This is a genomic window from Snuella sedimenti (assembly GCF_016428595.1).
Classification (GTDB): domain Bacteria; phylum Bacteroidota; class Bacteroidia; order Flavobacteriales; family Flavobacteriaceae; genus Snuella; species Snuella sedimenti.
In genome coordinates this window covers 76,158-92,891 of record NZ_JAELVQ010000005.1, presented here as the reverse complement: position 1 = coordinate 92,891, position 16,734 = coordinate 76,158, and the positions used below count along the sequence as shown (strand labels likewise).

Genomic DNA, 16,734 nt, shown 5'->3' with positions numbered 1-16,734 from the left:
TCATGACATTTCGTTTTCAAATCAAGGAAAGTTATAAATACCTTCAATTATGTGTCGCCCTTATAGCAGCAATGTGGCTTACAAGTTTATTTGAAGTTATTGTTTCGAATACAACCAACTCCCATATTCTATTAGCTGCAGCAATAAAATTAGTCAATGATTTTTGGTGCGGTATTATAATAGGAGCTTTGTTGGCTCCTGTTTACATACTCATCAATGGTTTTTCCAAAAAATGGTCATACACCATCATAAAAATACTATTCACATGTATTGTAATAATACAGTTTTCATTGGTAAAATACAGCCTTACCACATTGCTAAATTTAGGGGCCGATTTATTAGGTTATTCGCTTGACGATATTTTTAATACCGTTTCAGCTTCAGAATCTTTCTCTATCGCTTACTTTATTCCTTTTATAATATTCCCTGCTCTATTCTTATTCTTATTCAGAATAATCAATAAGTACATCCCCAACAATGTATTATTTGGAGCTGGAGTGCTTTTGGTTTTAATCTCTGGAAGTTTAAAACTAGCACTTACCAATGTTTCTGAAGCAAAATTCCAAAACAAAATAGCTTTTTTAACACATGACATTATAAAATTCCAAAAGGAGAAAAGACAGTTAAGTGCCTATAATCTCTCTAATAGAAATGATTACCCTTTACTAAAGCCATTCAGTACATCAAAAGATGTATTGTCTCCTTTTTTTAATGTTAAAGAAAAAAAGCCAAACATAGTGGTCGTAATAGTAGAAGGTCTTGGCAGTGAATTTATTGGAGACAAAACGTATAGTGGCTTCACACCATATTTAGACGGTTTAATTTCAAAATCACTGTATTGGGAAAATTTTCTAAGCACAACAGGACGCACATTTGGCGTTATTCCATCCCTATTAGGGTCGCTACCATTTGGAGAAACGGGTTTTTTAGAACTTCCAAAAACACCATCCCATATATCCCTTATTAGTGTTCTAAAAACTAATGGTTACACAACCTCTTATTATTCGGGAGACCAATCCAGTTTCGATAAAAAAATTAACTTTTTTGAATATAATGACATTGACAATGTTATCGACGAAAACAAATACGGCCCAGAATATATAAAAACAGAAGCCAATTCCGGAGGCTTTTCCTGGGGCTATCCAGATGCTGAAATATTCAAAAAAACACTGGCCTCACTGGACGGAAATCAACAACCAAGGTTAGATATTATCATGACACTCTCTAACCACGAACCTTTTAATTTCCCCAATAAAACTTACTACGAAAAAAAGGTAGACAGTATCTTAAATTCAACCGACAACTTTAACACCCCTAAAGACGATATTGTTGAGCATAAAGACATCTATACTAGTTTATTTTATACCGACAACAGCATTAAAAATTTTATGAATGCTTATGCTAAAAGGGATGATTACAACAATACTATTTTTATAATCACAGGAGATCACAGACTCATTCCCATAGCCCAAAAAGACAAGTTATGTCGGTTTCATGTCCCTTTATACATCTATAGTCCCATGTTGAAACAACCAGAAAAATTCAAGTCGGTGTCTTCACATTGGGATGTAGCACCTAGCTTGCTTTCATTTTTAAAAGCAAATTATAAATTTAATGACATAGGAGAAACCGCCTGGATGGGTGAGGGTCTGGATACAACAAAAGCTTTTAGAAACACCCACAAAATACCTTTAATGCGCTATAAGGGTAGCATTAATGATTTTATGTACAAAGATTACCTATATTCTGATGGGGAACTCTATAAGGTAAATGAAAACTTTGGAACTTATAAAGTTACAGAAGAAGCCATTATTAAAACCATGGCCGATTCTTTAATGGCATTTAAAAAGATGAATGCTTATGTAACCCAGCGCAATAAGATTTTTCCAGATTCACTCAATATTTATGTAAAACCAAGCATTGATTTTTCGCAAGAACAACTTGCTATGATCAATACACTAACCAATGGCCTAAATTTTGATCAAACATTTGAAATTGCCCGAGATAAAGCCTTTAAAAAAGAACGGGATACTGCCCGATTACTTTGTGATTACATTTTGAACGAGCTGCCCAATCACTCCGATGCAAGAACCTTAAAAGGTCGTACACTTGCTTGGGATGGCGATTATGCAACTGCCGAATTGGAATTATTAAATGTGATTAAAAGATCTCCATATTACTACGATAGCTATCTGGCTTTATTAGACCTGTACTGGTGGTCCGAACAAGAAGAAAAATCGGAAGCAATTTATAGGCAAGCCTTAAAAAACAACATTGCAAACCCTAATTTGGGCTATAAAATGGCCCATACTTACAAACGCTTAGAAAATACCGAACGCGCTAATACCATTATAGATAGCCTTATTAAAATACACCCAAATAATTCCGAATACTTAACATTTAAAAAGACCTTACAATAAAGGTTACTAGCTAACATGAATAAATCCCTGTTTATATTACTTTTTGTAACTACTTTTTGTTTTTACGGCCAAGAAAAGACTTTTAATGGCGATCCTGATGCTGCTTTCGAAGTGGCTAGAGAATTAGCTTTTAACAAACAACGAAAGCAAGCACAAGATACCCTAAGACTTATATTAACAAAATACCCTAACTATCATGACATTCGTTCATTTTTAGCAAGCACCTATTCATGGGATAGTGATTATAAAAATGCTAGAAAAGAGTTTGAATATGTATTAAAAAATGATCCAGATCGTGAAGACACTTGGGAAGCAGCTATTAAAAATGAGTTATATGATGATGCTCCTTTTGACGCATTAAAAATGGCAAATAAGGCCTTAAAATATTTTCCTGAAAATCCAGACTTATTATACTTAAAAGCGAGTGCAGAAGACGATCTCGGCAAGCCAGAAACAGCAATAGAAACCATAACATATTTACTATCGAAACACCCAACTCATGAAAAGGCCGAAAATTACAAAAACAGCTTAACCAATAAATTAAGCCACAATACGATAGGACTTAGAGCTACTGTAGAAATATATTCCGAAGTATTTGACCCCATGCAATATTACTTATTACAGTATGGTAGGCAAACAAAATACGGGAGCTTAAATGCCAAAGTAAATTTTAGCAGACGTTTTTCTGAAAATGGCGTTCAATTTGAAGTAGACCTGTACCCTAAAATAACAAAAGGCTTGTATGCTTATGCGAATTTTGGTGTATCCAATTCATTTTTATACCCAGACATTCGATACGGTGCCGAAATGTATAAATCACTACCCAAAAGTTTTGAAGCCTCTTTAGGTTTCAGGGCATTACAATACAGTGAAACCACCACTATTTTTACTGGGTCTGTAGGCTGGTATACTGGTAACAGCTATTGGTCGTTGCGCTCGTACCTAACGCCTAGTGATTCTGGATCGAGTATATCCGGAACCTTAAACTATAGAAAATACAGAAAAGATGCCAATAATTATTTTAGTATTGACGGTGGCATAGGGTTTTCTCCCGAAGTTTACAGATTTGCATTTGAAGACAACGAAAATGCCATCATCAACCTAAAATCCCAAAAACTAAATTTAGGCTATTTTTTCACTTCCAAAAACGATAAAAACGCTTGGGGCATCCGAACTGGTGTAGTACATCAGGAAATAAGTTTCGATCCTGGCAACTATTTCTGGATTTTTGATGTTGGTTTATCTTGGAATATCAAGTTTAGGTAAATTTACGCTATTATCGAGCCTGTCTGCGGCAGGGTTTAAATGCTCCAAAACTTGCCTCTAAATCAAAATATTTTTCTAATGAATGCCTCGTAGACTTACTTCCTGTAATTTACTTCCGATTAAACTTTTTCTCTTTGTTACTACCACCAAAAAGCCTTTTAAAAAACCCATCGCGCTTTTCCGGTTCGCAGTCCAAATCGTCCAAAACCTCTTGCGATGGTTTTTCAAAATGGCTTTTGGTAATGTTATTAAACTGCTTATCGGCATTTAACTTCTGATAGAATTTGGCAAAAATCGGCAACGCCGAATTGGCACCTTGTCCAATACTAGTTGATTTAAAACCAATACGATGGTTATCGTTACCCACCCAGGTTACGGTAACTAATTTTGGCGTAACACCAACAAACCAACCATCTTTGTTGTTTTGTGTTGTTCCCGTTTTTCCTGCAATAGCATTTTTTAAATTGTAGGATGAGCGAAGTCGCGCGGCCGTTCCGCTATTCACGGTAGACTGCATCATTTGCAACATTACTTCTCGCGTATAATCACTATAAGCTGCTTCCTCAGCTATTTCAGGTTTAAAAGAAGCTATAACGTGACCGTGCTTATCTTCTATTTTTGTAATTGCATAGGGCTTCACCGGTTTACCATTGTTTACATAACTTACATAAGCACCTGTTAAGTCTTTTAAATTTATTTCGGCTACACCTAAAGCCAACGACGGTTCTTTAGGCAATTCTTTATCTATGCCCATTTTTTCAACTTGTTGAACAACCTTTTCTATTCCAACTTTATTTAAGACTTTTACAGCAATGGTATTTACCGATTGGCTCAGGGCCGTTTCTAAATTGTAATTAAGATATGGATCTTCCTCTTTTGCATCTGAATTTGTTGGTGTCCAGTTATCATAATCGGTATATGTTACTGCCGATAATGAAAAGTATGTACATGGTTTCATGCCGTCCTCAATTGCTGCGGTATATACAAATGGCTTAAATGTTGATCCAACCTGTCTTTCGCTTTGCGAAACATGATCGTACTTAAAAAAACGGTAATCAATACCTCCAACATAAGCGCGAATCGCTCCTGTTTGCGGCTCTACGGAAAGCATTCCTGTACTTAAAAATTTTTGATAATGCTTTAAACTATCAATAACCGATATGTTTTGAATGGTGTCACCTTCCCAACCGAACAATTCGGTTTTTCTTTTTGTCGATAAAGAATCTAAAATCTGGGATTCGGTAAGCCCTGCTTGTTTATACTTTTGGTAAACAGGCAAATTCTTTAATGCTGCATTTACCACTTTTTCATTTTGCCACGGTGCGTAGTTCCCAAAGGATTTTTCATGCATTATTTGCAAACTTGTAAGATGCTCCTTCGTTGCTTTTTCGGCATAAGCTTGCATCGTAGAATCTAATGTAGTATACACAACCAACCCGTCACGATATAAATCATATGCTTCACCATTCGACTTTTTTAGTGTATCTAAAATAGCTGCTAATTCCTTTTTAACCGCTTCTCTAAAATAAGGCGCTAAACCTACATCATGATTAAACGACTTGTAATTTATAAGCAATTCTTGGGTTCTTAATGAGTCTACCTCATCTTGTGACAGGTAACCATATTTCTGCATTTGCTGAAATACAACGTTTCTTCTTGATTCACTCCTATCGGCATGCAATCTTGGATTGTAATAACTCGTAGCCTTTAAAGTTCCTATAAGTGTGGCTGCTTCCGAGTAATTCAAATCTATTGCCGGCTTATTAAAAAACTTGCGCGATGCACTTTCAATGCCATAGGTATTATCCGGAAAGGGAACCGTATTAAAATACATGGTAAGAATATCATTTTTAGAGTATATGTCTTCAATACGTTTAGCAATAATCGCTTCCTTAAACTTATTAATAAGCATACTAAACATAGCATAGTCCTTCCTTCCAAATAAGTTTTTAGCGAGTTGCAGGGTAATAGTACTACCGCCTCCTGCCGATCGATCACGCAAAATAATACTCTTAACAAAAACACGCAGTAAACTCACATTGTCTACCCCATCGTGTTCATAAAAACGTACATCTTCGGTAGCTACCAGTGCATCTATCAAATGTTTAGGAAAATCGGCAAATGCTAAAGGTTGCCTGTCATAAATATAGTATTTACCAATTAAACGTCCTTCCGTATCCAGAAGTTGGGTTGCTTCCGATTGCTTTATAGAACTCAGATCTTGCTTTGTAGGTAACTTACCAAAAGCCCCTAAAAACACACTTATATAGATAACTGTAAAAAAGCCTAAGGTGAGCAAACCAACTACAAATACCCATTTAACCCATTTCCGTTTAATTAACGACACAATTAATTTCACATATTAACATTTATGTTATACAATGTCCATAATTAAACTACGTAAAAAAGGTTATAATAGACTTACATTTAATAAATTCCTATATATTTTATCTCATACCAATTCGGTAATAAAGAATTATTTACGATTAAGAGACTGTTTAAATTCCACCTTTTGGTTTTGTTATGCCCCTTTTTTCACCACTTTTCGTTATGAAAATCCTCATTTAGCGCTGCTAAACTCCGGTTTTAACGCCTTAATTGACAAAAAAATGACCTATAACAAATTTCAAAAACGAATTTTAAACAGTCTCTAAATAGTTTCATCATAATCTGGATATAGAAAATGATTGTAAGGGAAACGTGTTACATGAATTTCTCTAACCTCATCATAGACGCGCTTTTTAAAATCTTCTAGGTTTTGCTTATTTAAAGCCGAAATAAACAAGGCGTTGTTCCCTACCTTGCCCATCCAAGTACGCTTCCACTCTTTTAAAGTATAGTGTTTTTTTGTACGCTCTGTTTCCAAATCATCAGCATCAATAGACTCTGGTTTATAAGCATCAATTTTATTAAACACCATAATAGTAGGTTTATCGGCACTTTGTATTTCTCCCAAAATTTTATTCACCGACTCAATATGTTCCTCAAAATTAGGATGTGAAATATCTACAACGTGCAACAAAAGATCTGCCTCTCGTACTTCATCCAGAGTACTCTTAAAACTTTCCACCAATTGCGTTGGTAGCTTTCGTATAAATCCAACGGTATCGCTTAACAAAAACGGTAAATTTTGAATAACTACCTTTCTAACTGTAGTATCTAAAGTAGCAAACAGTTTATTTTCTGCAAACACTTCACTTTTACTAACCACATTCATTAAAGTAGACTTACCCACGTTAGTATAGCCAACTAAAGCAACGCGTACCATTTTCCCCCGATTACCACGTTGCACGGCCATTTGTTTATCAATAGTCTTTATACGTTCCTTAAGCAACGCTATTTTATCGCGTACTATACGTCTATCTGTTTCTATTTCGGTTTCTCCTGGACCACGCATTCCAATCCCCCCTTTTTGGCGTTCAAGATGCGTCCACATACCTCTTAATCGCGGTAGTAAATATTCGCATTGTGCCAATTCTACCTGTGTTCTGGCATAACTTGTTTGAGCGCGTTGCGCAAAAATATCAAGGATCAGGTTGGTTCTATCTAATACCTTACAATTAAGTATTTTGCTAATATTACGTTCTTGTGCGGCAGACAATTCATCATCAAAAATAGCAGTGCCTATATCATTGTCCTCAATATACTGGCGAACATCTTCCATCTTTCCCGTTCCTATAAAAGTTTTAGGATTGGGCATGTCCATTTTTTGTGTAAAACGCTTAACAACATCACCACCTGCAGTATACGTTAAAAACGCCAACTCGTCTAAATATTCCTTAGACTTAATTTCGTCCTGATCTTTAGTAATAATGCCTATTAAAACGGCTTTCTCTAAAGTAACATCTTTCTTTTCTAACATAAATAAAATTAAACTACAAAGTTACACAATTGCGATCATTTTAATTTTTATATTTTAGTCTCAGATTTTAAAATTTATGATCGATTCTACCGAAGATAGTACAGTACGTCACGATATGCAAACCATTGCGTTTTACAACCTTGAAAACTTATTTGACCTAACTGACGACAAACATACAAACGACAATGACTTTTTACCAAGATCGGCAAAGCAATGGACTCCTAAACGCTATGCAAATAAGCTTAGAAAATTGGGATTTGCCATAGCTAACATAGGAAAAAAAGAAACTAGTAAACATCCTGCTTTGGTTGGCCTTGCCGAAGTTGAAAACGCTACTGTTATCGAAGATTTGATCGCATCGGAACATTTAAGCGATTGCAACTATAATTATATACATTATGATTCTCTAGACGAGCGTGGTATTGATGTTGCTCTTCTGTATGACTCTAACGCCTTTAAAGTTGTTTCATCTGAAACGTTTACAGTATATATGGTAGATGAAGACGGCACTCCAGATTATACACGAGACATTTTACTAGTCTCTGGTTTACTTGATGGTGAATCCATTCATCTTATTGTAAACCATTAGTCATCCAGACGTGAAGGCGCTAGTGAAACAGAACATAAACGCATGGCCTCATCTAACAAAGTTGGTGAAATCATTACCCTATTACGGCAAAATGAGCCAAATCCTAAAATTGTTATTATGGGTGATTTTAATGACGACCCTTCTTGTAGAAGTATTAAACAACTAGTTGAAAACTACAATCTATTTAACCCAATGGAAACCTTACGGTCTTATAACCGAGGCAGTACAAACCATAACCGCCAATGGAATTTATTTGACCAAGTTTTCTTTACAACCAATTTCTTTAAAAGCACTACCAATACTTTAGAGTATAGCTCTGCCGATATTTTTGACGAAGACTTTTTAAAACTTTTTAGTGGAAAATTTAAAGGCACACCCTTTAGAACCTATATTGGCAAAAAGTACAAAGGGGGATATAGCGACCATTTTCCCGTATACGCTATTTTTAAGAAGTAACTACACTGCTTGATATAGAACAAAAGCCAATGCTAAAACGGCTATGGGCAAAAACCAAAGCAACCAAATATTATAGGTAAGTTTCTTATTTTTAAGATTTTTAGCGTTTAACACCTTGCGTTTTCGCCCGCTGTATTGTATCCAGTTCTTGAAATAAATAAAGATACTCATTATCACAAAAAGTGTCCATGCTTTGTCTGAGGACATGGTGTTCATATGCATTTGTCTGGAAAACCCAGCAAAAAAGACTCCCAACAATAACAACAAGGCTATTTGCAATACCGAAATATAAAAGATAGCAATGCTATTTGCTTTCTTATTCCTTTTGATTTTATAATGTTGAAAAAAATGAAAAAATAGCGTATCGAAAGTCGTCATGTAATGGTTATGGCTTAAAATCTATCCGCACATCGTCCAATTCGTATGTACCATCGAAAGCTGATTTACCACTTCCAGTGTACTTGAACGCGATGTACATCGTTCCTGTTGCGCAAGATAAGTCAACTTTACCAGAACTGAACCACTCACCAAAAAAATCTGAATCCTTAACAATATACCCTGCCGATAAAATCCCCCAGGTAGCTGAAGTAATATGCTCTTCAAGACCATCCCAATCTAAAGAATACATAACCTCCATCTGACTGCCATCAGCAAAGCTGCTGGATGTTTTAAATTGCAGTGTCACCTCATTATATCCATCTAAATTAATAGCAGGCGTTATTAACCATGCAATATTACTCGCATCGCCCGAACTAGCAGACCGCATCCTTGCCGATCTTCCAAGCGATGCATTAGTCCCTGTTGCAGTAAAAGCTTCCCAACCTTCAGAGCCTACTTCTATATAGTTTGTCCAGCCATTGCCAGTAATTAATCTATTGTTGGTTTGCGATTGGAAATCTTCAAAAAACAGATTTTCTGTTCCACCCTCCAAGGCTATACCACAATCTAATTCCGTAGGATCACATCTAGCTTCCTCATTAAAATTGATATCGGCAATACTGTTAACAATTAACACATTTTGTTCATCACTAAAATCGCGCGCAAAAATGCCTTTTACCGTTCCTTTAAGTTGTGGCACCTGTAAAGACTTAAAATCTGAAAATGTACTAGTTTGCAAGGCAATGGTTCCTATATCGCTACAACTTTCCAAAGTTCTCAACCCATCAAATTCATCAATACCCTCTCCTGCATAGGTAAAGCCCCGTTGGTGCCTATGGATCTGCATATTTTCTAGTTGAACCAATGTATTCTCATCGGCTTCTGTTAAATCTAATAAAGTAGAAACTTTGGGTATCAGCTCTACTATCTCGGTACTTCTAATAATAATATCCTTGTACTCATATTCCTGAATTTGCTCAACCTGAATACCTTCTCCTTTCCCTATTACCATTACTCCATTAGACTCCCCAACGGTTAAACCGTTCATTTTAACATAAACTTTCCTTCCTACCTCATAGGTATCACTCAAGTTACTTACATTAACAGAAAGCCTAAACCCTAACCTGGGGTCTGTATCTGGATTACTATCATCCATTTTATTCTGAATTATTAGCTCTTCAAAAAAATTACCTGCTTTATCACTAGAAATCACGTAACCTTCAATATACAATTCTTCATCAGACTTGATAATCGCTATAGGAAGTTCATTCGCCTTCGCTTGCTCAAATCGGGATTTAATAGCTTGAAAACTTGTTATTTTATCTGAAGGAATGTTAGGTTCCTGAATGGAAACATCTGGAATCTTATAATCATTGTCCTTAACACATGCAACCAAAAACAGCATGGTATATAGTGACACAACCATTCTTATATTTTTAATTATACAAAACATAATATTATTTTTTGGAATATCCTTCCATTTAAGTTTCATCCTTGCGACTTTGCAACTGTCAAAACAAAAAACGCATAACAAACCTCTATTAATTCTTTAATTAGTTTTGTTATGAATGGAATCAGTTTCTATTAAAATCTGACGTATAGATTCATAAAATATGTTGTTCCACGACCGTACCAATATTTAGAATCAAAAACAGGGGTTTCTAAAGCATTATCATCTCTCAATTGTCTATAATTGGCATTCCTGCCTTGCTCGAAACCACCTGTTTTATACACTTTATCTAAAATATTATTGACACTCGCGAAAAAACCGATGTACTTATTACCTACCTTCCACGATTTACCTCCTACAAGATTGATTACCATATAATCATCAAATTGCTCCTGTTTTAATAATTCGGCAGCCAAATCTTCATCGTAATCGTTAAAAGGGTTTCCATCAAAATCGGTTGTAAAATTTAATGACCTGGTTAACGGGCTAACATCTATATAAGTATTGGTAAACATATTTGCAGTTGCCCCAAACCACCAGTATTCAGGGTCGCGATACTCAAAACCAATGGAATAAGCCCTATGAGGTCCAGCTGCGAGTTTATAGTTTTTCAGATACGACTTACCAAAATCCTTAAAACCATCTATAAAACCTGCTTGCTTCGAGGCATCATTCGCTTCGGTTGTTAAAAATAAATTGGGGTTGTTTGCATAGGTAAATTGACCTACCGATGCTACTCCTTTTAATTTAATCGTTTGGGTTACTTGGGCTTCTATTCCCAATTCACCTCCCAAATGATTTGTTTCAATTCCTTGTAATATTTCTTGAACAAATACGGCATTATCGCCTCCAATACCATCGGCAAAAAAGAATGAAATAGTGTTGGCATTAGCAATTTTAGTATAGTACCCTGTAAGCTTTGCTTTTACAAAGGGCAAACGCAAAATATAACTGGCATCCACAGTTGCTGTTTTTTCCTCAGAAATATTTGGTACAATACTATTATTTTCCCTAGCATTGGAGTATGTATTTTGTAATGTAGGAGGTCGGGTAGTATAACTTGCATTAACATCTATTATGTGTTTGCTAATTGGTTTATAGGTCAAGCCTCCCTTAACACCAAATCCTGTAAAGGTTAACGTTTTTCCTTTTCCGAAAGAGTAATCGGGGAAACCACCATTTTTATAAATCCCATCTCTTCGGTATTGCGTATTATTAACTCCAACTGCTATATAAAAGTCAACTTTAGCATATCTAAACTGAGTTTGAATGTAGGTATTAATCTCACGAGCTAAAAAGTTAAAATTGTATTTAAACCGATCGCCTTCATTAACCATTCTATTGGGATTTAATAAATCATTTTGAGCGTCATCGCTATTGGTTGCAAACCCATCAATATCTAAATAGCTACTCGCTCCAAACAAATCAATCACTTGTGCAAAATTTTCAGATTTCAAATTCCTGTAGTTAATTGAAGCGTTCCAAATTATATGGTCATTTAATTCCCAGTTTAATATTGTATTTAGTGTAAGTTGTCTATCATCGACACGATCCTCATACAATGCATAAATGGCATTTCCTCCTTTTAAAGCATTTAAACTATTTGCTTCGTATAGATGATCCCAATTAATTTGACCATCTTTTAAAAACTGTTTCTGCGCACCATAAGCAAATTCCAAATCATCTGGAAAATTTCTTTCAAAATAGCTGGGAAGTTTTTGATAATAAGCTGGACTCGGATTAGCTCCTCCTCCTTCTGGAATACCATTAATCAAATCGGTACCATTATAATCCAGCCTACTGTTCCCTATACTCCCAAATTGATACGCTATATTGGTATTTAAAGCGGCTTGATTATTTAGATTCCAATAGTGGTTAAACATAAGTACAGGTTCTACCACTTCTTTAATACGTGCATTTCGTTTCTCCCCTTGCTGCCAGCCCCAATATTCGTTATACTTTATCCCCTTCAAATCATAAACCTCCTGGGTATTGGGTGACGACTTACCTCTTCTACTTGGTGTATAAATTCCTGTTATTCCCAAACTGTGCTTTTCATTTATTACGTTTTCAACAGAACCAAAAAACGAATTAGCATTGTATGATGTCCCATCTTGATACCCTTCATTACCCCAACGCCTGGCTATAGATAACATATAAGCCCATCCCGATTTTTGCAAACCTGAGCTATAGGTTGTCATTAGGCGATTGGTATAACTCCTGTTGGATGACGAATAGGTTAACCGCCCTCCTGATTTTACTTGTGATGGGCGCATGGTTATATTAACACTTCCTAGTATACCTCCAAAATTATAAGACGAGGGCGATAAGCCAGCACTTAGCTCCCGATTCCGCATCACATCGTTTAAACCTCCCCAATTACTCCATTGCGGTCTGCCATTATAAAACTTGTTCATTTTTATACCATTGATTAAAACAGTACTATTATTGGAATCCAAACCCCTCATTTTAAAAAACGACGGACTAAATTCAAAGGCAGCGGTTCTTTGAAATACATCCAGCGAAGACACTAACAAGCCTGAAATATTATCAAATTCACTAGTATCACTATCCAATTCATCATCAGATAACGAAATAGTGAACAACTCTTGTATATCAGAAACTGCCCTTTCCAAAGTCATATCAAAAATGCTTACGGTTTCATTTTCATTCACAATTATCGGATACCTTTTTGTAGTATAACCAACTTTTGAAATTCTCAATATTTGTTCTCCCAATGGAACTTTGGCTGAAAACATAAATACTCCCGAAGCATCTGTATATACTGCCTGCTTCGTTGACTCAATGGTTATGGATACATCCTGTATGGGTTGTAAAGAAACTGCATCAATAACACCCCCTTTTATAAAAGTGCCCTGCGAAAACGACGTAAAAATCATTAATAAAACCATAACCAATATGTTTTTCTTCTTTTTAAAACATATACAAAAAACATTAATTATCATGCACAAACTAAAAATACAATACACTATTTCTTACAATATATAATGTTTTTTCTTATTTTTAAAATATAATGCTAAAATTTTTAAATGAAACCATGTTTATAAAGAAGTCTAAATCACCTAGATCTGTTAAAAACAAACACGTTTTTATTCTACTTCCTCTAGTTTTAGGGTCTATGTTTTGGGGACATACTCAAGAAGTAAAACAGTATAGAGTGCATACCATAGCATTCTACAATCTGGAAAACTTGTTCGATACTATCAATGACCCTAAAAAGCTTGATGAATTAAGTCCGATTATGGAACTTAAATCCAACCAGTCGGCCATTTACAAAAAAAAAGTACAAAACATGGCTCGTGTTATAGCCGATATAGGTTATGAAAGCACAAACAATACGCCAGCGATTATAGGTTTATGCGAAATTGAAAATAGAAGCATTGCAGAAGCTATTGTAAACGATTCGCTGTTAGCCCGTAAAGATTACGGCATTATTCATTATGAATCTCCTGACGCACGTGGTATTGATGTTGCGCTTATATATCAAAAAGAATTATTTTCTCGCATGTCAACAAGCAATCATAAACTAAATATTTATGATAATATTTCCAAGAAACAGGTCTATACAAGGGATCAGCTATTAGTAAGCGGCAAATTAGAAGGCGAATTAATTCATCTTATCGTAAACCATTGGCCTTCACGACGTAGTGGAGAATTACGAAGTTCTTATAAACGGATAGCAGCTGCCAGACTAACAAAACACATTGTGGATTCCCTACAAATAATAGATCCATATGCCAAAATATTAATAATGGGCGATTTTAATGATGACCCCATTAGTCCAAGTATAAAATCAATTTTAAATCCAAAAAAGAATCCCAAAAGACTAGGTCTCAAGGGACTTTATAATCCTTTTGAAAAACTGTATAAAGATGGACTGGGCACAACAGCATATCGCGACAACTGGAGCTTATTCGACCAAATAATAATAACAAGTCCTTTGTTAAATAAGGACTACTCATCATTTCAGTTTTTTAAAGCGGGTATTTATAACAAACCTTATTTAGTTACCAGTCAGGGCTCCTATAAAGGGTATCCTTTTAGAAGTTTCTCAAATGAAGGATTCACAAATGGATATAGCGACCACTTCCCTGTATACGTTTATATAATAAAAGAAATGAGCAATTAAACATTTTGTTCAAACTACTTCCTTCTAGCTTAACCAAGCACTCCAAGGTATACGCGATAAAAACAATAACAGTGCTAGCGTATAAAAAATAGCAATGGGCTTTAGTTTTGCAGATGAAGTAAGCTTCTTTTTATGCTTTGAATAACCTATGGTTATTAAAGCAACAGCAATAATATTAACAAAAGGATGCTCTACTAAATACAATCTGTTTACAGCATCTTTCATCACGCCGCCCATTCCAAGCTCGCCAAAAAGCGCTAAACGGGGAGATACCAAATATAATACCAAACCAATTAATAATTGAATATGGGACACTATTAATGTAAACAACGATATTCTAAAGTCCTTTGCTGAATATTCCTTGTTTCCCAAAAACTTAACAACTGCATTGACAGCAGCTATAATTAAAACTAATAAAACAATATAAGCCCAATAAGAATGTAATGTTTGTATGGTATTGTACATGATTTTACAGTTATGTGTTAATGAAACAAATGTAATAATTAATACATAAAAAAATACTAAATATTGATTATCTCTTTACTTAGATGTTTTATAATAATTCAACAGATTTAAAGTAGACGAATCGTGTTCGTTTACTGTACTTCCATTAAATTCATTCAGAATTTTACTTGCCAATTGTTTTCCTAACTCAACTCCAAATTGATCGTAACTAAAAATGTTCCAAATAATGCCTTGTACAAAAATTTTATGCTCATACATGGCAATCAATTTCCCTAAACTTTCTGGAGTTAATTTATTGACAAAAATAGTGTTGGTTGGCTTATTACCATTAAACACTTTAAAGGGCGTTAAGTCCTTTGCCGTACCTTCGGCAACTACTTCGGCTTCCGTTTTACCATTAAGTAAGGCTTCTGTTTGCGCCAAAAAGTTTGAAATCAATTTATCTTGATGGTCTTGATTACCATGCAACGATTTTACAAATCCAATAAAATCGGCTGGAATCAATTTGGTTCCTTGATGAATTAGTTGGAAAAAGGCATGCTGTGAATTCGTGCCCGGCTCACCCCAAATTAACGTTCCTGTTTGATAATCGATTGCATTCCCATTGCGGTCTACGCTTTTTCCGTTACTCTCCATAATACCTTGTTGCAAATAGGTTGCAAACTGATTGAGATATTGAGAATAAGGTATTACCGCTTCACTTTCGGCATTAAAAAAGTTATTGTACCAAATACTTATAAGGGCTAATACTACCGGAATGTTAGTTTTAAAATCTTCATTTTTAAAATGTTCATCCATTTTGTTGGCTCCTTGTAGTAGGCTATCAAAATTGTTATAACCAATAGCCAAACTAATAGTTAAACCAACGGCACTCCATAATGAAAAGCGACCTCCTACCCAATCCCACATAGGGAATACATTCGCTTCATCTATACCAAATGCTTTCACGCTTTCTATATTGGTAGATACCGCCACAAAATGTTTGGCTATGGCTGCTTGATCGGCCGACTTTAAGAACCACTCCTTAATCGTATTCGCATTAGACAGGGTTTCTTGCGTAGTAAATGTTTTAGAAACTACTACAAAAAGCGTCGTCTCTGGGTCTAATTTTTTAATAATTTCATTAACATGGTCGCCATCAACATTACTAACAAAATGTGTGGTTAAGTGATTGGCATAATATTGTAATGAATCGACCACCATCGCAGGGCCAAGATCGGAACCTCCAATACCAATATTTACAACATGGGTAAATGGTTTTCCGGTAAACCCTTTTCTGTTTCCATTAACCACTTCGTTAGTGAAATGTTCTATTTTCTTTTTAACATTATACACTTCGGGTATAACATTCACACCGTTTACCTTAAATTCTGAAGTTATTGGCGCTCGTAAAGCCGTATGCAAAACGGCACGCCCTTCTGTTTGATTGATTTTCTCTCCTGAAAACTGACTTTCAATAGCTTCTTTCAATTTAACCTCATCGGCTAACTGTAACAAGTAAGTTAATGTTTCTTCTGTTATTCTGTTTTTTGAGAAATCCACATAAAAATCTTCCCAGTTTATAGTGAATTTACTTGCACGGTCTTTATCCTGTGCAAATAAATCCTTCATGTGAAGATTGTGAACATCATTATAATGTGCTTGCAGCTGTTCCCAAGATTTTGTTGTTGTTGGATTTATGTTTGGTAATGCCATAAA

Annotated in this window: 10 protein-coding genes and 1 pseudogene; 4 read left to right on the top strand and 7 right to left on the bottom strand. The window is 35.3% G+C overall.

The features are described 5' to 3' along the window. Positions 1–2 precede the first annotated feature (2 nt). Both JF259_RS05710 and JF259_RS05705 read left to right on the top strand, forming a co-directional pair. Positions 3–2,420 carry a sulfatase-like hydrolase/transferase gene (locus JF259_RS05710; RefSeq protein WP_199114347.1) on the top strand — a complete coding sequence of 806 codons (2,418 nt, stop codon included), beginning with the start codon at positions 3–5 and terminating at the stop codon, positions 2,418–2,420. Between the two features lie 15 nt (positions 2,421–2,435). After that, positions 2,436–3,686 carry a YaiO family outer membrane beta-barrel protein gene (locus tag JF259_RS05705; protein ID WP_199114346.1) on the top strand — a complete coding sequence of 417 codons (1,251 nt, stop codon included), beginning with the start codon at positions 2,436–2,438 and terminating at the stop codon, positions 3,684–3,686. A gap of 109 nt (positions 3,687–3,795) precedes the next feature. On the opposite strand, the gene JF259_RS05700 is transcribed toward JF259_RS05705, so the two are convergent. Both JF259_RS05700 and hflX read right to left on the bottom strand, forming a co-directional pair. After that, positions 3,796–6,045, bottom strand: coding sequence for a penicillin-binding protein 1A (locus tag JF259_RS05700; RefSeq protein ID WP_199114345.1), 2,250 nt, complete (start codon positions 6,043–6,045; stop codon positions 3,796–3,798). Between the two features lie 291 nt (positions 6,046–6,336). After that, positions 6,337–7,548: a GTPase HflX gene (hflX, locus tag JF259_RS05695; protein WP_199114344.1), complete on the bottom strand. Its 1,212-nt coding sequence runs from the start codon at positions 7,546–7,548 to the stop codon at positions 6,337–6,339. A 76-nt stretch (positions 7,549–7,624) separates the two neighbouring features. On the opposite strand from hflX, the pseudogene JF259_RS05690 reads away from it, so the two are divergent. Next, positions 7,625–8,593, top strand: a pseudogene (locus JF259_RS05690) (endonuclease/exonuclease/phosphatase family protein). Here JF259_RS05690 and JF259_RS05685 read toward each other — a convergent pair. The 3 genes from JF259_RS05685 to JF259_RS05675 all read right to left on the bottom strand — a co-directional run bounded on the left by JF259_RS05685 (position 8,594) and on the right by JF259_RS05675 (position 13,333). Then, positions 8,594–8,971, bottom strand: coding sequence for a hypothetical protein (locus tag JF259_RS05685; protein ID WP_199114343.1), 378 nt, complete (start codon positions 8,969–8,971; stop codon positions 8,594–8,596). A 7-nt stretch (positions 8,972–8,978) separates the two neighbouring features. After that, complete coding sequence (locus JF259_RS05680; protein WP_199114342.1) at positions 8,979–10,397, bottom strand: DUF5689 domain-containing protein; 1,419 nt, start codon at positions 10,395–10,397, stop codon at positions 8,979–8,981. A 158-nt stretch (positions 10,398–10,555) separates the two neighbouring features. Then, positions 10,556–13,333, bottom strand: a complete 2,778-nt coding sequence (locus JF259_RS05675) for a carboxypeptidase-like regulatory domain-containing protein (protein ID WP_233164128.1) — start codon at positions 13,331–13,333, stop codon at positions 10,556–10,558. 227 nt (positions 13,334–13,560) lie between these two features. On the opposite strand from JF259_RS05675, the gene JF259_RS05670 reads away from it, so the two are divergent. Further along, positions 13,561–14,571: an endonuclease/exonuclease/phosphatase family protein gene (locus JF259_RS05670; RefSeq protein WP_199114442.1), complete on the top strand. Its 1,011-nt coding sequence runs from the start codon at positions 13,561–13,563 to the stop codon at positions 14,569–14,571. 24 nt (positions 14,572–14,595) lie between these two features. Here the strand turns inward: JF259_RS05670 and JF259_RS05665 are convergent, their stop codons facing one another. Further along, complete coding sequence (locus tag JF259_RS05665; RefSeq protein WP_199114340.1) at positions 14,596–15,036, bottom strand: hypothetical protein; 441 nt, start codon at positions 15,034–15,036, stop codon at positions 14,596–14,598. A 75-nt stretch (positions 15,037–15,111) separates the two neighbouring features. Further along, positions 15,112–16,731, bottom strand: coding sequence for a glucose-6-phosphate isomerase (gene pgi, locus JF259_RS05660; RefSeq protein ID WP_199114339.1), 1,620 nt, complete (start codon positions 16,729–16,731; stop codon positions 15,112–15,114). Positions 16,732–16,734: the final 3 nt, after the last annotated feature.